Origin of the sequence: Mesorhizobium sp. M0011 (assembly GCF_040324155.1) — a bacterium.
In the GTDB taxonomy this organism is placed as follows: domain Bacteria; phylum Pseudomonadota; class Alphaproteobacteria; order Rhizobiales; family Rhizobiaceae; genus Mesorhizobium.
In genome coordinates this window covers 199,400-213,850 of record NZ_JAMYVQ010000004.1, presented here as the reverse complement: position 1 = coordinate 213,850, position 14,451 = coordinate 199,400, and the positions used below count along the sequence as shown (strand labels likewise).

Annotated in this window: 19 protein-coding genes, 1 other RNA gene and 1 pseudogene; 8 read left to right on the top strand and 13 right to left on the bottom strand. The window is 61.8% G+C overall.

The window, feature by feature from the left end:
- Nucleotide 1 precedes the first annotated feature (1 nt).
- From NKK51_RS06575 to NKK51_RS06565, 3 genes are all read right to left on the bottom strand, one after another.
- Nucleotides 2-520, bottom strand: coding sequence for a dihydrofolate reductase (locus NKK51_RS06575; protein ID WP_352551870.1), 519 nt, complete (start codon nucleotides 518-520; stop codon nucleotides 2-4).
- Complete coding sequence (locus NKK51_RS06570; protein WP_352551868.1) at nucleotides 520-1,521, bottom strand: DUF4424 domain-containing protein; 1,002 nt, start codon at nucleotides 1,519-1,521, stop codon at nucleotides 520-522. Before NKK51_RS06570 ends, NKK51_RS06575 begins: the two co-directional genes overlap by 1 nt.
- A gap of 75 nt (nucleotides 1,522-1,596) precedes the next feature.
- The gene (locus NKK51_RS06565; RefSeq protein ID WP_352551867.1) at nucleotides 1,597-1,791 is read right to left on the bottom strand and encodes a hypothetical protein; all 195 of its coding nucleotides are present in this window, start codon (nucleotides 1,789-1,791) and stop codon (nucleotides 1,597-1,599) included.
- Between NKK51_RS06565 and cobF the strand changes: the two genes are divergently transcribed.
- Nucleotides 1,790-2,590, top strand: a complete 801-nt coding sequence (gene cobF / locus NKK51_RS06560; RefSeq protein ID WP_352551866.1) for a precorrin-6A synthase (deacetylating) — start codon at nucleotides 1,790-1,792, stop codon at nucleotides 2,588-2,590. The two genes, NKK51_RS06565 and cobF, sit on opposite strands and share 2 nt — an antisense overlap.
- Before the next feature lie 66 nt (nucleotides 2,591-2,656).
- Here the strand turns inward: cobF and NKK51_RS06555 are convergent, their stop codons facing one another.
- The 4 genes from NKK51_RS06555 to modA all read right to left on the bottom strand — a co-directional run bounded on the left by NKK51_RS06555 (nucleotide 2,657) and on the right by modA (nucleotide 5,696).
- Nucleotides 2,657-2,998, bottom strand: coding sequence for a winged helix-turn-helix domain-containing protein (locus NKK51_RS06555; RefSeq protein ID WP_256751177.1), 342 nt, complete (start codon nucleotides 2,996-2,998; stop codon nucleotides 2,657-2,659).
- A 74-nt stretch (nucleotides 2,999-3,072) separates the two neighbouring features.
- On the bottom strand, nucleotides 3,073-4,185 hold the full coding sequence (gene modC / locus NKK51_RS06550) for a molybdenum ABC transporter ATP-binding protein (protein ID WP_352551865.1): 1,113 nt from the start codon (nucleotides 4,183-4,185) through the stop codon (nucleotides 3,073-3,075).
- Entirely contained in the window at nucleotides 4,182-4,886 is a 705-nt protein-coding gene (modB, locus tag NKK51_RS06545; protein WP_352551863.1) for a molybdate ABC transporter permease subunit, read from the bottom strand. Before modB ends, modC begins: the two co-directional genes overlap by 4 nt.
- A 15-nt stretch (nucleotides 4,887-4,901) precedes the next feature.
- The gene (gene modA, locus NKK51_RS06540) at nucleotides 4,902-5,696 is read right to left on the bottom strand and encodes a molybdate ABC transporter substrate-binding protein (RefSeq protein WP_352551862.1); all 795 of its coding nucleotides are present in this window, start codon (nucleotides 5,694-5,696) and stop codon (nucleotides 4,902-4,904) included.
- A gap of 149 nt (nucleotides 5,697-5,845) precedes the next feature.
- On the opposite strand from modA, the pseudogene NKK51_RS06535 reads away from it, so the two are divergent.
- A pseudogene (locus NKK51_RS06535) lies at nucleotides 5,846-6,048 on the top strand (TOBE domain-containing protein).
- 22 nt (nucleotides 6,049-6,070) lie between these two features.
- On the opposite strand, the gene NKK51_RS06530 reads toward NKK51_RS06535, so the two are convergent.
- The 4 genes from NKK51_RS06530 to NKK51_RS06515 all read right to left on the bottom strand — a co-directional run bounded on the left by NKK51_RS06530 (nucleotide 6,071) and on the right by NKK51_RS06515 (nucleotide 8,123).
- Nucleotides 6,071-6,466 carry a hypothetical protein gene (locus NKK51_RS06530; protein WP_155930600.1) on the bottom strand — a complete coding sequence of 132 codons (396 nt, stop codon included), beginning with the start codon at nucleotides 6,464-6,466 and terminating at the stop codon, nucleotides 6,071-6,073.
- Nucleotides 6,445-6,801: a hypothetical protein gene (locus NKK51_RS06525; protein WP_352551860.1), complete on the bottom strand. Its 357-nt coding sequence runs from the start codon at nucleotides 6,799-6,801 to the stop codon at nucleotides 6,445-6,447. The genes NKK51_RS06530 and NKK51_RS06525 overlap by 22 nt, the downstream gene beginning before the upstream one ends.
- Nucleotides 6,802-6,859: 58 nt before the next feature.
- Entirely contained in the window at nucleotides 6,860-7,654 is a 795-nt protein-coding gene (locus NKK51_RS06520) for a thymidylate synthase (protein ID WP_023813085.1), read from the bottom strand.
- A gap of 157 nt (nucleotides 7,655-7,811) precedes the next feature.
- Complete coding sequence (locus NKK51_RS06515) at nucleotides 7,812-8,123, bottom strand: DUF2853 family protein (RefSeq protein ID WP_023813086.1); 312 nt, start codon at nucleotides 8,121-8,123, stop codon at nucleotides 7,812-7,814.
- Nucleotides 8,124-8,293: 170 nt separating this feature from the next.
- On the opposite strand from NKK51_RS06515, the gene ssrA reads away from it, so the two are divergent.
- Together ssrA and NKK51_RS06505 are read left to right on the top strand one after the other, a co-directional pair.
- Nucleotides 8,294-8,653: a transfer-messenger RNA gene (gene ssrA / locus NKK51_RS06510) on the top strand.
- Between the two features lie 100 nt (nucleotides 8,654-8,753).
- Entirely contained in the window at nucleotides 8,754-9,314 is a 561-nt protein-coding gene (locus tag NKK51_RS06505) for an AAA family ATPase (RefSeq protein ID WP_352551857.1), read from the top strand.
- A gap of 43 nt (nucleotides 9,315-9,357) precedes the next feature.
- Here NKK51_RS06505 and NKK51_RS06500 read toward each other — a convergent pair whose 3' ends face one another.
- On the bottom strand, nucleotides 9,358-10,563 hold the full coding sequence (locus NKK51_RS06500) for a multidrug effflux MFS transporter (RefSeq protein WP_352551855.1): 1,206 nt from the start codon (nucleotides 10,561-10,563) through the stop codon (nucleotides 9,358-9,360).
- Between the two features lie 188 nt (nucleotides 10,564-10,751).
- On the opposite strand from NKK51_RS06500, the gene NKK51_RS06495 reads away from it, so the two are divergent.
- From NKK51_RS06495 to NKK51_RS06480, 4 genes are all read left to right on the top strand, one after another.
- Nucleotides 10,752-11,441 carry a TetR/AcrR family transcriptional regulator gene (locus NKK51_RS06495; protein WP_128306088.1) on the top strand — a complete coding sequence of 230 codons (690 nt, stop codon included), beginning with the start codon at nucleotides 10,752-10,754 and terminating at the stop codon, nucleotides 11,439-11,441.
- A gap of 118 nt (nucleotides 11,442-11,559) precedes the next feature.
- The gene (locus NKK51_RS06490) at nucleotides 11,560-12,102 is read left to right on the top strand and encodes an SspB family protein (protein ID WP_128306087.1); all 543 of its coding nucleotides are present in this window, start codon (nucleotides 11,560-11,562) and stop codon (nucleotides 12,100-12,102) included.
- A gap of 16 nt (nucleotides 12,103-12,118) precedes the next feature.
- Nucleotides 12,119-12,316 (top strand): DUF4169 family protein, encoded by a 198-nt coding sequence (locus tag NKK51_RS06485; protein WP_352551853.1) that lies wholly within the window; start codon nucleotides 12,119-12,121, stop codon nucleotides 12,314-12,316.
- 10 nt (nucleotides 12,317-12,326) lie between these two features.
- Entirely contained in the window at nucleotides 12,327-12,551 is a 225-nt protein-coding gene (locus NKK51_RS06480) for a ribbon-helix-helix domain-containing protein (protein WP_352551851.1), read from the top strand.
- On the opposite strand, the gene NKK51_RS06475 is transcribed toward NKK51_RS06480, so the two are convergent.
- On the bottom strand, nucleotides 12,548-14,350 hold the full coding sequence (locus NKK51_RS06475) for a chloride channel protein (RefSeq protein ID WP_352551849.1): 1,803 nt from the start codon (nucleotides 14,348-14,350) through the stop codon (nucleotides 12,548-12,550). The two genes, NKK51_RS06480 and NKK51_RS06475, sit on opposite strands and share 4 nt — an antisense overlap.
- Between the last annotated feature and the right edge of the window lie 101 nt (nucleotides 14,351-14,451).

The window sequence follows — 14,451 nt, the reverse complement described above, 5'->3', positions numbered from 1 at the left end:
GTCAATGTCTCTCTCGACGCCGCTCGTAAACCGAATAGCGCGTCGGGTGGCTGTCCTTTTCCCCGGCCGGGACGTCGTGCGAGCTGACAATACGCCAGGAATCAGGATCGATCGGCGGGAAATGTGCGTCGCCGTCGACCGCTGCCAGCACATGGGTGACATACAGCCGATCGGCCAGAAGCATGGCCTGGGCATAGATTTCGCCGCCACCGATGACGCACACCTCGTCCACATCGGCCATGCGGCGCCCGCGCACCGTCGCCAGTTGGACCGCGGCTTCGAGCGAATGTGCCACCTCTACGCCCTCGGCGCGCCAGGTCTTGTCGCGGGTGACGACGATGTTCAACCTGCCCGGTAGCGGCCGGCCGATGCCCTCATAGGTCTTGCGGCCCATGATGATGGGCTTGCCCATCGTATCGGCCTTAAAGCGCTTGAGATCGGTGGAGAGCCGCCACGGGAGCCCGCCGTCCCGCCCGATCACGCCGTTCTCGGCGATGGCAACGTAAATTGCGACATGCATCAATTGTCGTCCGTTGGCTCGAGGATCAGGATGTCGATGTCGCGCTCGGGGTAGAAATTATCCGCCGTCATCTCGAATGTCGTCGGTCCGGTCTTTTTGACATTGTCGCCGCAGAACGAGACCAGGGCTTTCGGATTGCCCTTGTCGATCGTCAGCTTGAACTTTCCGATTGTGCCGGTGGCCCAGTTGCCGCCGGTGGTCAGGATATAGGCGATGCGGTTCTCGACATATTTGGGGTAGCCGTCAGGGTCGTTCTTCGCCGCCTTGCGCACCGCACTCTCGAATGTGTCGTCCATGCAATAGCGGGCCTTGTAGGCCGCATACTGACCCTGGAATTTGCCGTCGTAGAAGAAGCTGACTGAAGACGTGCCGCCGACGCTCGGCTTGTAATGGTGGGAAACATGGACGTCCTTGTTGGCCGGAAAGGTCGAGCGCCACCAGTAGGTCGAACGCAATTGCCAGAACGGCGTGTAGACCTTGGTCGTCTCGGTGCCGTCGCTGCCGGTGTCCTCGATGATGATGCCGCGGTCGACCCAGTCATCGACAACCGCTTGCGGCAACTTGGCCAAGGCCGCCTTCGCCGCATCGCCGAATGGATAGAACGGCACGTTTTGCGCCTTCAGCTCTGCGCTGATGTCGATGCCTAGCGCCAACACCTTCTGCTCGAGCTGCGGCTTGACGGCGGCACCGTCGATCGTCACCTCGAAGCCGAGGAAATTGTCGCTCTGGTTTTCGGGAATCGCCGGGATTTCTTCGGGATTGCCCGATATTTCGGGCATCGGGAAGGCGACGATGGCCTCGACATCGCGATCGGTGTTGTTGTGGAAGACATAGTCGACCGTGACCTTTTCAGGCGAGATGAAAAGGTCCTCGCTTTGCATCGCCACGGCATCGCTGCGCGACAGGATCAGGCCGCCAGTGCCAAGTTCGGCAACCGAATCATTGGCAAATACGGGCGCAGCCGACAGGGCCAGCACGGCGGTCAGAACATATCGCAACATGGAAGCCCCCTCGGCTAGAATGCTTGCAGGACCCTAGCCGTTTCAATGTGGCGTTTCAAAGCCCTTCCGCATCCGCTAGCGCACCAAAAAGGGTCTGGAGCAAGCAGTCTGGACACCCAGCGCGATCTGGACACGCGCCAGCGCGGTCTGGACACGCGCCAGCGCGGTCTGGACACGCGCCAGCGCGGTCTGGACACGCGCCAGCGCGGTCTGGACACGCGCCAGCGCGGTCTGGACTAACGGGTTCCGATCGGGCAGGAGTTCGCCCATGCGCAAGCTTCTCGTCATCGGCATCGGCGCCGGCAATCCCGACCACATGACCGTTCAGGCCATATCAGGCCTGAACCAGGCGGATGTGCTGTTCATTCCCGACAAGGGCGCGAAAAAAAATGAACTGGCCGAACTGCGCCGCCGGATATGCGACCGCTTCGTCACCAACCCGAAATCACGCCGTGTCGAATTCGACGTGCCGTTGCGCGACCTGCCAATGGAAGATGGGCCAGTAGAAGATGGGCCGGCCCCCTCCTACCGCTCGACCGTCGATGACTGGCATGAAGCCATCGCCGCCATTTACGAAGGCCTGATCCGCGACGAGATTGCAGGCGACGGCTGCGGCGCCTTCCTGATCTGGGGCGATCCTTCGCTCTATGACAGCGCGTTACGCATCCTCGAGCGCGTGCGCCTGCGAGGCAATGTGGCGTTCGAGCTTGAGGTGATCCCCGGCATCACCGCCGTCCAGGCACTTGCCGCCAGCCACAAGATGGCGCTGAACCGCATCGGCGATTCCGTCCTCATCACCACAGGCCGCCGCCTGACCGAGGAAGGCATGCCGGACAATGCCGGCAGCGCGGTCGTGCTGCTGGACGGCAAATGCGCTTTCAACACGCTTGTAGACAAGGATGTCGTCATCCATTGGGGCGCCTATCTCGGAACGGAAGACGAGATCACTCTCTCCGGCAGGATCGGTGACATCGGCGCAGAGATCGAAAAGGTTCGAGAGGAAGCTCGTCGGCAGAAGGGCTGGATCATGGACAGCTATTTGCTGCGCAAGCCCGGTGAAGAGCAATAAGTCCTACTCCCCTACTCCCCTACTCCCCTACTCCCCTACTCCCCTACTCCCCTACTCCCTTCCCCCTCACCCAGCATCAATCTCCGCCTGCAATGCCTCCATATGCGTCGCTGCCGCCGAAGCCGCCGCCCGCTCGATGGCGCGAAAACGGCTGACCACCGCCAGGCCGACCGCCGTCAACTGTGCGCCGCCGCCCTTGCGGCCGCCGGTCTGTGCCGCCACCAGCGGCTTGCCGAATACCCGGTTCATGTCCTCGACCAGGTCCCAGGCGTGCTTGTAGGACATCTCCATGCCGCGCGCGGCGGCCGAAATGGAGCCGAAGGCGGCGATCTGTTCCAGGAGTTCGATCTTGCCCGGCCCGATGCGCCCGTCGGGGTCGAGATTTATCCGCAAGCTCAGCGACGGCATCATTACTCTCCGCGGTCCAACCTCATACTAGAAGCTCCCTGGCGAAACCGCTATTCCAAAAAGACATAGCGGGATCACCCATCCACCTCGGCGGGCAGGCCGGCGCCGGTGTTCGCCCGATCGAAGCTCACCGTCTTGATCACCGCGAAAACCTTGCCGCCAAGATGGAGCTTCAGCGCCTGCCGCGACTGTTCGGTGATGCGGGCAAGCACGGTTGCACCATTGCAGTCGATACCGACCTCGACCGCAGGCCCTTCGCCGGGGCTCATCGCGGTAATGGTTCCCGGCAGGATGTTGAGCGCGCTGAGACCCCTCGGCTTTTCGGTGGCGATCATCACATCGCGGGCGCGGATACGGATGCGCACCGGCGTACCTGTTTTCATCGCCAGCCGTGGCACCCGGAGCTCGCCCGCGGCCGAGCCGAGCACGGTCATGCCGAAAGGCTCGTCGTGATGCAGCACCTTGGTGTCCAGCACGGCGCCCCCCTCGCCGCGCTCCTCCGCCGGCAACAGGTCGAGCCTTTGCATCACCGCCCCGGTCGGCCCGCTGGCAATGACATTGCCCTGCGCCAGCATCACCACGTCGCTGGCCAGCCTCGCCACTTCGGCGACCGAATGACTGACATAGACGATCGGGATTTTCGTTTCGTCGCGCAGCCTTTCGACATAGGGCAGGATTTCGGCCTTGCGCGCTTCGTCGAGCGAGGCCAGCGGTTCGTCCATGAGCAGCAGTCTGGGGCTGGCAAGCAATGCCCGGCCGATCGCCACGCGCTGTTTCTCGCCGCCCGAGAGCTTTGCCGGCCGCCTGTTCATGAGCGGCCCGATGCCGAGCAGGTCGACGACGGCATCGATATCGGCGTAGCGCTCCGCCGGCGGCGTGAACCAGCGGCCGTAGCGCAGATTGCCGGCAACGCTCATATGCGGAAACAGCCGTGCGTCCTGGAACACCATGCCGATGCGGCGCTTGTGCTTCGGCACGAAAATGCCGGCACCGGTATCGACCAGCACACGGCCGTCGACTTCGATGCGTCCCTTGTCGGGCCGGATCAGCCCGGCAATCATGTCGATCAGCGTCGTCTTGCCCGACCCAGACGCGCCGAACAGCGCCGTCAGCCGCCCGGCGCTTTCGAAGCGGGCGTCGATGGCGAAACCACCCAGCCGATGACTGATGTCGACGAGAACGCTCATTCGATGTCCAGTCGCTGGCCGACACGCCGCGCCAGCACCTCCGAAGCCACCAGCGCGGCCATGGAGATGACGATGGAAATCAGCGTCAGGCGGAGCGCCCCTTCATCGCCACCCGGCACCTGCGTGAAGGTGTAGATCGCCGACGGCAATGTCTGCGTCTCATTGGGAATGTTGGAGACGAAGGTGATGGTGGCGCCGAACTCGCCCATCGCCTTGGCGAAGGCCAGGATGGCGCCGGCGATCAGCCCGGGCAGGATCAACGGCAGCGTGATGGTGGCAAACACCCACAGCGGATTGGCGCCGAGCGTTCCCGCCGCCGCTTCCATCTTGCGGTCCACCGCCTCGATCGACAACCGGATCGCCCGCACCATCAGTGGAAAGCCCATGACGCCGCAGGCCAGCGCCGCACCCGTCCAGCGGAAGGAGAAGACAATGCCGAAATGCTCTGCCAGGAAAGCGCCGGCCGGGCCCCGCCGGCCGAAGGTGAGCAGCAGCAGATAGCCGGTCACCACGGGCGGCAGGATCAGCGGCAGGTGCACCAACCCGTTGAGAACGGTCTTGCCCCAGAATTGTCCCCGGGCAAGCAGCAGCGCGATCAATATGCCCGGCGGCAGGCTGGCGAGCATCGCCACCGTTGCCACCTTGATGGACAGCCGGACCGCATTCCATTCGTCGGGAGTGAGGTCCAGCAGCCAGTTCATAGTGCCCCTTGGAACTCAGTTGCTCGGCGCGAGCACGGTAAATCCCTGATCCTTGAACAGCGCGGCCGCCTTGGCCGACTGCAGGCATTTCAGGAAAGCCGGCGTGTCCTTGTCCTTCGAATCGGCGGTCTGGGCAACCGGATAGATGATCGGCGGATGCGAATCCTCCGGGAAGGTGCCGACCACCTTGACGCCCCTTTCAGCATGCGCGTCGGTGGCATAGACAATGCCAAGGGCGGCTTCGCCCGTCGAAACCAGCTTCAGCGCCGCGCGCACGTTCTCGGCCTGCGCCACCTTGCCTTCGACCGAAGACCAGACGCCGAGCGATTCAAGTGCGGCCTTGCCGTATTTGCCGGCCGGCACCGCCTTGAAATCGCCCATGGCGAGCTTGCCGTCGCCGATCAGCTTGGCGAGGTCAAAGCCCTTCTCGATCCTGGTGTCGACCGCCGAGTCCTTCGGCGCCACCAGCACGATCTCATTGCCGAGCAGCTTCACTTCGGTGTCCGGCTTGGTCAGCTTCTTGTCGGAGAGATATCTCATCCAGTCGAGATCGGCCGAGATAAAGACGTCGGCAGGCGCCCCGCCCTCGATCTGTTTGGCCAGCGCCGAACTCGCGGCATAGGAGACAGTCGCCGCCTCGCCGACATCGGCCTCGCAGGCTTTGTTCACGGCGTCGAGCGCGTCCTTGAGGCTGGCCGCGGCAAACACCACCACCTTGTCTTCCGCATGTGCTGCCGGCACGACTGCCATCAGCGCCGCAGCGAAGCCACCAATGGCGATCGCCCTCGATCCAAAACCTTTGCGCAGCATGGGAACTCTCCTCGGTTTGAAAGCTAGTCAGCCCTAAGTCTCCGACCGATATATCCGCATGAATATAACAAGGGAAGGCCCGGCGCCCCATGAAAGCGTCCGTACGACACCAATTGTCCTGGAAAGACCGGCAAAGAAACCCTGGAAAGATCAGTGCCCGCAACATCCCCTCCGGGGAACGATCGCCGAGATCGTCAAGGAGCCACCACCTCGCATGTCATGATCGGCGTTGGCGGCGGCCATCGTCACCGCCTCGCTCACCAACGAGGCCGTCGCCGATCTCAAGCTCGAAAAGGGCAAGCAGGCCTATGCCGTGGTCAAGGCCTCGGACGTGATGGTAGGCATCGACTAGGGCCTGTCCTAATTTATTGGGCTTAGGCCGCAAGCCTATGGATCAAGGCATCTTCGACATAGATGCCATTGATGGTGTTGTGAGAAAATCGCACCTCACCTAGACCATCAACCCGCATGGCGATACCCAAGCCGGCGATGAGCCGGTCGTCCGCTGATGTGATCTTCACCTTGCTAAGATCTAAAATAGGCTCTTGTGGACGTGCCTTGCGCCAGTCAGCAGCAATGGTTGCCGCATCGAGATATTTTTTTTCGAGATCCTTTCGTGGGCCGCGATAGGCGATAATCATGCGCCAATTGTCGACGTCACTGTTGTACAACCATAGTGCAGCTGCAACTCCGAATCCCTTTTCATCAAGAGCACGAATTAGGTTGATGCCGGCGTCGATGTCGATCCTTACCAACGATCCTGAAGCCATCTGAATATTCCTTGCTCTTCGTCGACCATCGCGTTTCGCATGGCCGTCGCCTCGAACACATCTATCATATCGTAACGCGAAGCTTCATTCCAATCTGAGACCGCCGACCAATGGCTATCGAATACCGGCGACGCCGTCCGGCTTTCGGTAAGATCCACAGACAAGCCAGCCAACGCCACAAGCCGGTTGAGGTCATGGCTGTAAATGTCTTGGACGAATTTCTTATCAGGAATGGTATCTGGCTGAAAAAGCCGCGAAATTCGTGACTTGATGGCAATTTCCGCAGCGTACCCGAAAAGATAGTAAGCATTCGAATAGCGTTCGTTCTGAAACAAAAGTCTGCGTCTTGCAGCTTCGCATTGGCTATGGCTTGAAGCGCGGTCCGCTCTAGCGTCATACCGCTATCGGCGCCTTGATCGATGCATCGGCGACGTATTTTTCCAGCCGGAAATCCTCGAAGCGGAAGGCGAACAGGTCCTTCACCTCGGGGTTGATCCACATCGTCGGCAGCGCCCTCGGCGTGCGCCGCAGCTGTTCGCGCGCCTGCTCGAAATGGTTCGAGTAGAGATGCGCATCGCCAAGTGTGTGGACGAAATCGCCGGGTTTCAGCCCGGTGACCTGCGCCACCATCAGGGTCAGCAGGGCATAGGACGCGATGTTGAACGGCACGCCGAGAAAGATATCGGCCGACCGCTGGTAAAGCTGACAGGAAAGCCGCCCTTCCGAAACGTAGAACTGGAAAAGGCAGTGGCAGGGCGGCAGCGCCATCGCTTCCACCTCGGCTGGATTCCATGCCGAAACGATCAGCCGCCGCGATTGAGGATTTTTTCGTATCTCCTTGAGAAGATTCGCGATCTGGTCGATCGAGCCGCCATGGCCGTCCGGCCAGGAACGCCACTGCTTGCCGTAGACCGGGCCGAGATCGCCATTCTCGTCGGCCCATTCGTCCCAGATCGAAACGCCATGGTCGGTGAGGTATTTGATGTTGGTGTCGCCGGCCAGGAACCACAGCAGTTCATGGATGATCGACTTGAGATGCAGCTTCTTGGTGGTGGTGACGGGAAAGCCGCGCGCCAGGTCGAAACGCATCTGGTAGCCGAAGACGGAGCGGGTTCCGGTGCCGGTGCGGTCGCCGCGATCGGCGCCGTTGTCCAGCACGTGCTGCAGGAGGTCGAGATACTGGCGCATTGGTTCCGGCTCGATTCGGTTGTCCAGCCATCATAGCTTACGGACAGGCAATCGAACACCACAAAGCAGCGCAAGCCCTGCCCGAAGCCAGCCAGTCCCCAACAACATCAGGGCTGGCGCATGGACCGCGCCAGCCCTGCGAATTGAAGCGCGGTCGTCAGAGGGAGCCGAGCTTGCCCAGGTCCTTCGCGACGAGGTAGTAGAAAGTCACCCGGCTCTTGGTGTTGTCGGCAGCCATTGCCTTGCAAGTCTTCTCGATGGATGCATCGGCCTTCGCTGCATCGCTGATGCCGAGCTTCTTGGCGACCCAGTTGTCCCTGACACGCCCGAGTTCCTTCGGGTCGGTGCAGGATACCAGCGAGGAATCGCGGTTCCTGAGCGCGATACCCAGGTGCTTGACGATCTTTTCAACCGCATCAGCGCTGGCGCCGGCATCGTATTTCTTCACGTCTGCAAGATAGTCGGCCATCAAAATTCCCCTCGTCGGCGCCACGGATCCGATCGATGAGGGCTGTGGCGCGCTGCTGCAACATGTGCGCTAGGTCGGTAACTCCTCACCGGGGCAAAGCTTCGGTTGAGACCGCGCCCAAGTCAACCCTTTGGACTTGCGGTTTTGTCAGGGGGACAAAGTGCCATTCCGGCCTTCCATTTCTTGCGATGGCCCCCTATATTCAGTTTGTCGGCTTGACCGACTATGGCGATAAATGGGCGATGAAATAAGCCGTTCGGACCCGGGGGCGGTACCCGGCGCCTCCACCAAAAGCCGCTGCTGATGACAGAGCGGTTTCTGCTGGGGGCGAAATAGGATCGACGAAGGTGTAAAGATCGTACTTTTGCCCGGCATGGTACCACCGTCATCGGGCTAAACCTGTAGTTGCAAATGACAACTATGCGGAAGCACGTCTCGCCGCGTAAGCGGTGCGATAGCTTCAAATCAAGCCCTAGAGGTTCGCACTTCTAGGCGGGGTTCGGAGGTACCTGGCAACAGAAACCTCCACTTCTCCCCTCCTCAACATGGCTACGCACAACGGTAACACCCGCTGGCCGGTCCGTCCAACGGCTATGGGCCGCGAAGGCGCACCGCCGCGTGCCCGTCTCTATGGACAAACAAAACGATTCCGATCGATTCTTCGTGCTGACCGGTGGTCCCGGATCCGGCAAGACCACCCTGATCGAAGCCCTGCGCCACGCAGGCTTTGCCACCTCGGTGGAAGCCGGGCGCGGCATTATCCGCGACCAGTCCGCCATTGGCGGATCCGCTTTGCCCTGGCGTGATCGCGCCCTGTTCGCCGAGTTGATGCTGGCATGGGAGATGCGCTCGTATCAAATTGCGCGACAACAGACCGGGCGTCCTGTTTTTTTCGATCGCGGCGTTCCGGACACGATTGGGTACCTCAGGCTGAGCGGCCTGCCGCTACCCGAACACGCCAACGCCGCCGCCGGGCGCTTCCGCTATCATCAGCGCGTCTTCGTCGCCCCGCTTTGGCCGGAGATCTTCGCGCAGGATGAGGAGAGAAAGCAGACGCTTGAGGAGGCCGAGCGTACGCACCATGCGCTGGTCGGCGTCTACACGGAGTTGGGCTATGAACTCGTCCCGCTGCCTTTGGCGACGGTCGAGGAGCGGCTGCGCTTCATGCTGATCGAGGCAGGATTGGCATGAAAAGGCCGGGATGAACCCGGCCTTTTTCATTTGTTTTGGTTGCTTATTCCGCCGGTGCCTCGGCAACCTCGCGCGAGCGGCCGAGCGTGATCTTGGCCAGCGTGAAGGAAATCACCGCACACAGCGTGATCCCGGCCACCATCGGCAGCGGCGTACCGTCGAAGAACACGCCGGCGACACCCATGGCGAGTGCGCCGATGGCGAAATGCAGCGTGCCCATCAGCGCTGAAGCGGTGCCGGCAATCTCGCCATGTTCTTCCATGGCCAGCACCGAGGTGGTCGGAATGACTAGGCCGAGAAAGCCGTAGCCGACGAACAGCAGCGCCGCCATCATATCGAGCCGGTCGATGCCCGTCGCCATCACCGCGAACAGCACCACCATCGTCGTCGCATAGCCGGTCACCGCGACGCGCACCACGCGCCTCAGGCCGAAGCGCTCGGCCAGCAGCCCCGTCATCTGCGACATGCCGATGAAGGCCACCGCGTTGATCGAGAAGAACACGCTGTAGACCGAAGGCGACAGCCCGTAATGGTCGATCAGGATGAACGACGAACTCGACAGATAGACGAAGAAGCTGGCAATGCCGAAGCCGGCGATCGCCGTCAGACCGAGGAAGTTGCGATCACCCATCAGGAAGCGGTAGGCCGACAGCGCGGTGCCGAACGAGGACCCGGCGCGATCTTCCACCGGTCGCGTCTCCTTGAGCGAAGTCGCCAGAAGGATGGTGGCCAGCAGAGCCGCGCCCGTCACCGTCCAGAACACGGCGCGCCAGCCGAAATTCTCGATGATCACGCTGCCGGTCAGCGGCGCCAGGATCGGCGACACCGAAAACACCAGCATCAGCAAGGACATCAGCTTGGCGGCCTCATTACCGGTGTGCAGGTCGCGCACGATGGCGCGCGGAACGGCCATGCCGGCGCTGGCGCCAAGCCCTTGCAGGAAACGGAAAGCGATCAGCCATTCGATGGTCGGCGCCATTGCCGAACCGATGCCGCCAACCATGAACAGCGCAAGACCGCCATAAAGCGGCAGCTTGCGGCCGACCATGTCGGAAATCGGCCCGACGACGATCTGGCCAAACCCCATCGACAGGAAGAAGATCAACAGGCTCATTTGCACGGCAGCGGTGCTGGCATGCAGATCCGCGCCGATCGACGGCAGCGCGGGCAGATACATGTCGATGGCGAACGGGCCGATGGCGGACAACAAGCCGAGCACGACCGCGATGCGGAGGAATTTGGGACTCATGATAAAGGCTTCTTTCAAATCTGGTTGCCGCCGCTAGGCGACGTCTAACCTAGGACGTTCCATCCCGTGAGATTCCGACACCTCAAGAGCGAATTCTATTCGTCTCTCTCACGCGAAATCTCTTTATCTTGTGTCCACAAATTTAGACACTCTTGTCTAAATCGTCAATCACCTCTATATAGTTTTTTATGAAGCTGCACGTTTCTCCTGACATTTTCCCGCCACGCGGCCATGAGGCCAAGCGCCTCTCGATCGTCGATTCCGCGGCTGCCGTGTTTTGCCGCGAAGGTTTCGCCGGCGCCAACATCGATCTGATCGCGGCCGAAGCCGGCGTTTCGCGCCAGACGATCTACAACCATCATGGCGACAAGCAGAAACTGTTCGTCGCCGTGGTCCGCGACCTCACCGAACGCTGCAATGCCGGCATCTTCGCCACCATTGCCACCTTCCCCGACCAGCCCAAGGATCTCGAAGCCGATCTGATCGGCTTTGCCGTGCGCTTGAACCAGAATTGCATCTGCAACCGCGACGGAAAATTCCTGCGCAAGCTGATCCAGACCGAAGGCGAGCGCTATCCCGAACTGTTTGCCGAATGGCGCGAACAGGGACCGGGCAGAACATGGCCGGCAATCGCCGCCCGCTTGGCCCGCCTCGCCTATGGCGGCTATCTCACGATCGAGGACCCGGATGTGGCGGCACGCCAGTTCCTTGGCCTCGTCAATGCCGAACTGCAGACCACCTTCATGCTTGGCGGCTCGCCGCGCGAGGACGAGGTGCTGCAATCCGCGACCAATGGCGTGCGCACATTCCTGCGCGCCTTCGGCAAGCGCCGGTCCGCGGCATCGTCCGAAAAGCAAAGCGCGCTCGCCAGCGCCTGAGCGATCAAATCGCTGGCAATAGTCTTCGCTTCCGCGCGAGGGTGATCTATATGCGGTTTACGCCGCCCTCAAGCTTGATTACAGCTATGCGGACGATTCAACGGAACCCGACCGCCACATGGCCGACGACCACATCCGCTACGACATTCTGGCCCAGGAGGCGTTGCGCGGCGTCATGCGCAAGGTCCTGGCCGAGGTCGCGCGCACCGGCCTCCCCGGCAACCACCACTTCTTCATCACCTTCCTGACCGGCGCGCCGGGCGTACGCGTGTCTTCGCGGCTGCGCGAGCGCTATCCCGAGCAGATGACCATCGTCATCCAGTTCCAGTATTGGGACCTGAAGGTGACCGATACCGGCTTCGAGGTTGGCCTGTCCTTCTCCGATGTGCCGGAAAAGCTCGAAATCCCGTTTTCGGCCGTACGCGGCTTCTATGATCCGTCGGTCAATTTCGAACTCGAATTCGACGTCAAGACGGATGGCGCGGCAGCCGAGGAACCAGCCGCTCCAGCCTCGCCTGAGCCGTTGACCATCGTCTCCGAGAAAAAGCCGAAGGCGGAGAAGAAGGCAGCTGCCGCCGAGGCGGAGAAGAAGCCCGCAGCGGCGGACGCCAGCACCAAGGGCGCCGAAGTGGTCTCGCTCGACGCCTTCCGCAAGAAATAGGCCTGCGGTTCACGCCATGGCTGACATCGTCAATCTCCGCCAGGCTCGCAAGCAGAAGGCGCGGGACGAGAAAGTGCGCGTCGCCGAACAGAACCGGGCACTGTACGGTCGCTCCAAGGCAGAGAAGCAACGCGACCGCATAGTCGCCGACAAGACCGAAAACTTCGTCGCTGGGCACCGCCGCGAGCCATCCGGCGCCGAAGACGACCAGTGAGCTGTCACCAGTGAGCGCGGTCGAAAAGCGCTCGGTGACCATTCGTGGTCACCGCACCAGCTACTCGCTTGAAAAGCCCTTCTATGAGGACCTCGTCGCGATCGCGGCGACCAGAAAGCTGACCCTCGCTGCTCTTGTCGCCGAAGTCGACGAGACGCGGCCCCGCGACACCAACCTGTCCTCGGCGTTGAGACTCTATGTGCTGGAATGGGCGAAGCGAGGAGAGAGAATCTAAAGGCTTTCGACCGCGTCGTCCTTTTTCCTGTGTCTGGTGCCGAAGCCAAGCAAGGTCGAACGCTCGCGCTCCTCGGCCTGTTTCCTGGACCGCACGCGCATCAAATCCTTCCAGCCGACATAGCCCACCAGTTGCAAGCCCTCACGGGTGACGACGGGCAGATGAGAGACGTTGGCCATCAGCAGTTTGTCGGAGAGGCCTTCGAGATATTCATCCGGATAGGCCAGCGTCACCTTGCTGCCGGCCAGCAACGCGCCAAGCGTGGTGGTGCGGTGCGTGCCGGCGCGTCTCCAGCGCAATATAGCCGGCGGATCGATGAGGCCCAGCACATGCCCGTTCTCATCCACCACCGGAAAACTCGGATGCCGTGTTTCCGGCGCGGTCAGGAACGCTGCCGCGCCATGCAGCGTCATCGTCGCCGGCACGCTTTCGACCTGTGACGTCATCACCTCGCGCACTCTGGTCAGGGCGAAAGGGTCGACGCGGTATTCGCGAACCAGATGATGTCCCCTTCTGGCGATCTTTTCGGTCAGGATCGACCGCTTCATCAGAAGCACGGTGACGGCGTGCGCGGCGGCGCAGGCAGCAATCAGCGGCACCAGCATATGTGTGTTGCCGGTCAGTTCGACGGCGAAGAACGTGGCGGTCAGCGGCGCACGCATTGTGCCGCCCATCGTGGCGGCCATCGCCAGCAGCGCCCAGAAACCCAGATCCGCGGCAGGCAGAACGCCGGCGAGCACAGCGCCCATGGCCCCGCCCATGATCAACAGCGGCGCCAACACACCTCCCGACGTTCCCGAGCCGAGCGCTACCGACCAGATGATCGCCTTGACCACCAGCAGCAGAAGGGCCGCCGTCGCGACGGTGCGGCCGTCCAGCATGTCGGTGATGTTGTCATAGCCGACACCGAGCGCGTGCGGCTCGATCAGCCCGCCTATGCCGACCACAAGGCCGCCAAGCATCGGCCACCACATCCAGTGAATCGGCAGCTTCTGAAAACCGTCCTCGCAGGCATAGACCATCTGCGTCAGCAGCCCCGACAGAAGTCCTGCACAAACGCCGATCGCCACCCAGCCGGCAAGGCCGACAAAGGACACCTCCATGCCGCCCTGAAACGGAAAGATCGGTCCGGGCAGATGCAGCATGGTGCGCTCCACCTCGGCGATAACAGCCGCGACCGCCACCGGGATGAAGCTGCGCGGGGTCCATTCGAAAAGCAACAGTTCGACCGCCAGCATGATGGCGGCGATCGGGGTTCCGAACACCGTGGTCATGCCCGCCGCAGCACCGGCTACCAGCAGCGTCTTGCGTTCGTTGTCGCTGACCGGCAGCATCTGCGCGATCAGCGAACCGATCGCGCCGCCGGTCATGATGATCGGGCCCTCGGCGCCGAACGGTCCGCCGGAGCCGATCGAGATCGCCGACGACAGCGGCTTCAGGATCGCCACCTTGGCGTCGAGTCTGGAACGCCCGAGCAGGATGGCCTCTATGGCTTCGGGAATGCCGTGACCGCGGATCTTCTCGCTGCCGAAGCGCGCCATCAGGCCGATGATCAGCGCACCGATCACAGGGACGATGACGGAGGCATAGCCCAGCGGCGTGTCCTCGAGCTTCAGATCGGCGAGCGTGAACTGGCCAAAATAGGCGATGTTGGTGGCCAGCCGGATCAGCTTCAAAAGCGCGATGCCGGCAACCAGTCCAGCTGTCGCCACCACCACGGCAATGGCGGCGACGAACAGCACCCTGGCATCCGTGGTGAAATCGCGCAGATGCTCCGGGTTCGAGTGAGGGGTCTTCATGGCAGTTTGCTTCCTGGCGGCGCGCCGTATGTCTGAGATGCGGCACGGTCGAAGCGGCCAGCCGGGCTTGTTGGTGGATATGTATCGTAACACGATATAAA

Coding starts and splice junctions, on each gene's coding strand:
- NKK51_RS06575 (WP_352551870.1), bottom strand. CDS start 520: ATGCATGTCGCAATTTACGTTGCCATCGCCGAGAACGGCGTGATCGGG.
- NKK51_RS06570 (WP_352551868.1), bottom strand. CDS start 1,521: ATGTTGCGATATGTTCTGACCGCCGTGCTGGCCCTGTCGGCTGCGCCC.
- cobF (WP_352551866.1), top strand. CDS start 1,790: ATGCGCAAGCTTCTCGTCATCGGCATCGGCGCCGGCAATCCCGACCAC.
- NKK51_RS06565 (WP_352551867.1), bottom strand. CDS start 1,791: ATGGGCGAACTCCTGCCCGATCGGAACCCGTTAGTCCAGACCGCGCTG.
- NKK51_RS06555 (WP_256751177.1), bottom strand. CDS start 2,998: ATGCCGTCGCTGAGCTTGCGGATAAATCTCGACCCCGACGGGCGCATC.
- modC (WP_352551865.1), bottom strand. CDS start 4,185: ATGAGCGTTCTCGTCGACATCAGTCATCGGCTGGGTGGTTTCGCCATC.
- modB (WP_352551863.1), bottom strand. CDS start 4,886: ATGAACTGGCTGCTGGACCTCACTCCCGACGAATGGAATGCGGTCCGG.
- modA (WP_352551862.1), bottom strand. CDS start 5,696: ATGCTGCGCAAAGGTTTTGGATCGAGGGCGATCGCCATTGGTGGCTTC.
- NKK51_RS06530 (WP_155930600.1), bottom strand. CDS start 6,466: ATGGCTTCAGGATCGTTGGTAAGGATCGACATCGACGCCGGCATCAAC.
- NKK51_RS06520 (WP_023813085.1), bottom strand. CDS start 7,654: ATGCGCCAGTATCTCGACCTCCTGCAGCACGTGCTGGACAACGGCGCC.
- NKK51_RS06515 (WP_023813086.1), bottom strand. CDS start 8,123: ATGGCCGACTATCTTGCAGACGTGAAGAAATACGATGCCGGCGCCAGC.
- NKK51_RS06505 (WP_352551857.1), top strand. CDS start 8,754: ATGGACAAACAAAACGATTCCGATCGATTCTTCGTGCTGACCGGTGGT.
- NKK51_RS06500 (WP_352551855.1), bottom strand. CDS start 10,563: ATGAGTCCCAAATTCCTCCGCATCGCGGTCGTGCTCGGCTTGTTGTCC.
- NKK51_RS06495 (WP_128306088.1), top strand. CDS start 10,752: ATGAAGCTGCACGTTTCTCCTGACATTTTCCCGCCACGCGGCCATGAG.
- NKK51_RS06490 (WP_128306087.1), top strand. CDS start 11,560: ATGGCCGACGACCACATCCGCTACGACATTCTGGCCCAGGAGGCGTTG.
- NKK51_RS06485 (WP_352551853.1), top strand. CDS start 12,119: ATGGCTGACATCGTCAATCTCCGCCAGGCTCGCAAGCAGAAGGCGCGG.
- NKK51_RS06475 (WP_352551849.1), bottom strand. CDS start 14,350: ATGAAGACCCCTCACTCGAACCCGGAGCATCTGCGCGATTTCACCACG.